The sequence below is a fragment of the Tunicatimonas sp. genome (assembly GCF_049647865.1).
GTDB lineage: Bacteria > Bacteroidota > Bacteroidia > Cytophagales > Cyclobacteriaceae > Tunicatimonas.
On sequence record NZ_JBARYM010000160.1, the window covers coordinates 1 to 2,961 of the forward strand.

The window sequence follows — 2,961 nt, forward strand, 5'->3', positions numbered from 1 at the left end:
GATCTTGCTTCAACACCTCCTTTAGTTCTTCTACTGAACCAACCCGCACAAAGTGACGGGCAACAGCGTCTATTCCAAAAGTATTATAGGCTCTTAATGAGATATTTGAGGCTACTTTCATTCCACAGCATTTTCCTAATTACCGCAAAAACTTTACCTTTCTTTTTTAGTGCTGCAGTGTTTGGTATTATGTTATATAATGCTAGGCATTCTTTTTTGGTTGAAAATGGGTGATGCAGAACACTCTGAACTTAAAACTTTCGCCTTACACTCTATAACACTTCACACAACGCACTTTAACACTACATTATGGACACTTTCGAAGAATACTTAACAAAGAAGAAAATAGATAGTACAGCTTTTAGGCAAAGTGAAGAGCTTATGTGGCAAGACTGGTCGGAACTATTTCAAGCTATTCACCCAGATAGCTTTACCGCTCAAAAGTTGTTTTTAATCAATAAAATCCGGCGGCGTTTTCCGCAGGAAGCTACGAAGAACTAGTGGTTTCAGCCTCTACATCATTTTCCACCTTTACTTTGGTATCAGTCTTTATCTTTTTATCCTTCTTCTCTAACTTCTTTTCTTTTTTCTGAATAAAAGCTTTTTCCTCCGCCTTAGCCTGATCAATAACGAACTCTTCCTCATCGCGCTCTTCCAGCATATACTGATTGATTCGCTGCCGCAGCTCTTTAGTAGAGAGGTTGCGATAAATCTCTCCGTCTACAACTATCGACATTTGTCCGGTTTCTTCTGAAACAACCAGCACCAATGAGTCCGTTATTTCAGTCATTCCTACAGCGGCTCGATGACGCAGACCTAGTTCGGCCGGGAGGTTTTCTTGTTCGGTAACTGGCAGTATGCAGCGCGCTGCTTTAATTTTTCCTTCAAAAATAATGACGGCTCCATCGTGCAGTGGACTATACTTATTAAATATAGATAACAGTAGACGCTTAGACACTGTAGCATCAATCTCATCACCGGACTTCGCGTAAAACTTTAAGGGTGAATTTTTAGAGAAGACAATCAAGGCCCCCGTATTGGAGCCACTCAAGCTTTTAGCCGCATCAACAATTGGAGTAAGGTTTAACTTCTCTGTTTCTTCCTTTTTGCGCCAAAAGGTATTAAAAAAATTGTCGCGGTTAATAGTCGTGGTTTTTCCCAGTAACAATAGAAACCTCCGTATTTCTTGCTGAAATAAAACAATTGCCGCAATAACTCCTACTTCCATAAACTGCCCCAGAATGGTAGATAGCAACTCCATTTGAGCGGCTCTTACTACCAAGTAGAAAAGATAGAGCGTCAAAAATCCGAAAAAGATACTTAAGGCCACACTACCACGCATCAGTTTGTATACCTGATACAGCAGCACGGTGACCAACAGTATATCAAAAATGTCGTTCCAGTTAACTTCTAAAAACCCTATGTAAAAAAGATAAGTCAATTTCTTTTATTCGTTCTTCATGTATTGAACTAATTGAATAGCTTCTTTCGCTTCTTTCACATCATGTACTCTTAGAATAGAAGCGCCTTTCATAAGAGCAATCGTATTCAGCACCGTAGTACCATTTAGTGCTTCGTCAGAGCTATTCCCTAAACGTTTATAAATCATCGATTTACGCGATAAACCAGCTAGCATCGGAAGCCCTAACTCCTGGAATGATTGCAGGTTGTTCAGTAAGATATAATTCTGATCAATCGTCTTGGCAAAACCAAATCCTAGATCGAGAATAATGTCGGCTACACTATGTTTACGTAATTGTGATACTTTTCGCTGAAAATACTCTAACAGATCAACGATTATATTATCATAATCGGTCAGTTGCTTCATTGTTTGGGGGGTTCCCCGCATATGCATTAGCACGTAGGGCACTTGGTAACGGGCAACTACTTCAAACATTTGCGAATCAAGTTCCCCACCTGAAATATCGTTTACCATGCAAGCCCCCGCGAGTAAAGCCTCTTCGGCTACCTCAGACCGAAACGTATCTACCGATATATTTGCCTCCGGTAATTGCTTGGCAATCAGCTCAATAGCTGTAACTACTCTTACCTTCTCTTCTTCTAACGTAATATCGGTTGCACCCGGTCGGGAAGAATATCCTCCCACATCAAGAATTGTTGCCCCTTCCTGCAACATCTGCTCAGCCTGACTAAGCATTCTTTGTTCACTTTGGTGGTATTTCCCACCATCGTAAAACGAATCGGGGGTAACATTAAGAATCCCCATCACGTGAGGATGACGCAGGTCAATTAACTTTCCCCGCAGATTGAGTGTAAGTTTCTTAAAAAAGACGTTACTTTCTGCTTCCAATTCAATTACCGTACCCAAGTAATAACAAATAGAAAAAAATCTTGAAAGAGCAAACCTATCGCGAATATAGTCAAGTAATTGACCGTTGTAAAGCGATTTTTCTAAAGAAAACCCAAGATTATGGAACGGCTTGGCGAATTCTCCGTTTACCGTCGCTCACCGACCAGATTTTTATCAAAGCGCAGCGCATTCGTTCCATTCAAGAAAAGGGCGAACAGCAAGTACAGGATCCCGTGACTGATGAGTTCATCGGGATTATCAATTATTGTATTATGGCGTTGATCCAGTTGGAACTCACCGATACCACTCCGCTAGATATGTCGGTAGAGGAACTCGAGCCGCTCTACGATCGTATGGCTCAAGAAACTCTCGATCTACTAAAAAGCAAGAACCACGACTACGACGAAGCTTGGCGCGACATGCGGGTGAGCTCGATGACCGATATTATTCTGATGAAACTGTTACGCACTAAACAGATTGAAGACAACGACGGCAAAACGCTAATCTCCGAAGGGGTAAAAGCTAACTACCAGGATATGATAAATTACTCAGTTTTTTCGTTAATAAAGTTAAATAGTCCACAGTCCACAGTCGATGGTTTATAGTAAATACTTTCCGTGGACTACGGACTGTTGACCGTGGACTTAAAA

General features: G+C 41.1%; 4 protein-coding genes. 2 read left to right on the top strand and 2 right to left on the bottom strand.

Features of this window, described 5'->3' with window-relative positions; translation table 11 throughout:
* Nucleotides 1–309: 309 nt before the first annotated feature.
* A complete protein-coding gene (locus WBA23_RS04950) occupies nt 310–501 on the top strand; it encodes a hypothetical protein (protein WP_424581140.1) in 192 nt (63 codons plus the stop codon).
* Here WBA23_RS04950 and cdaA read toward each other — a convergent pair.
* Both cdaA and folP read right to left on the bottom strand, forming a co-directional pair.
* A complete protein-coding gene (gene cdaA / locus WBA23_RS04955) occupies nt 488–1,441 on the bottom strand; it encodes a diadenylate cyclase CdaA (protein WP_424581141.1) in 954 nt (317 codons plus the stop codon). The two genes, WBA23_RS04950 and cdaA, sit on opposite strands and share 14 nt — an antisense overlap.
* Before the next feature lie 6 nt (nt 1,442–1,447).
* Entirely contained in the window at nt 1,448–2,329 is an 882-nt protein-coding gene (folP, locus tag WBA23_RS04960; RefSeq protein WP_424581142.1) for a dihydropteroate synthase, read from the bottom strand.
* A 23-nt stretch (nt 2,330–2,352) separates the two neighbouring features.
* Between folP and WBA23_RS04965 the strand changes: the two genes are divergently transcribed.
* Nucleotides 2,353–2,916, top strand: coding sequence for a DUF1599 domain-containing protein (locus tag WBA23_RS04965; RefSeq protein WP_424581143.1), 564 nt, complete (start codon nt 2,353–2,355; stop codon nt 2,914–2,916).
* Nucleotides 2,917–2,961 lie beyond the last annotated feature (45 nt).

Coding starts and splice junctions, on each gene's coding strand:
- WBA23_RS04950 (WP_424581140.1), top strand. CDS start 310: ATGGACACTTTCGAAGAATACTTAACAAAGAAGAAAATAGATAGTACA.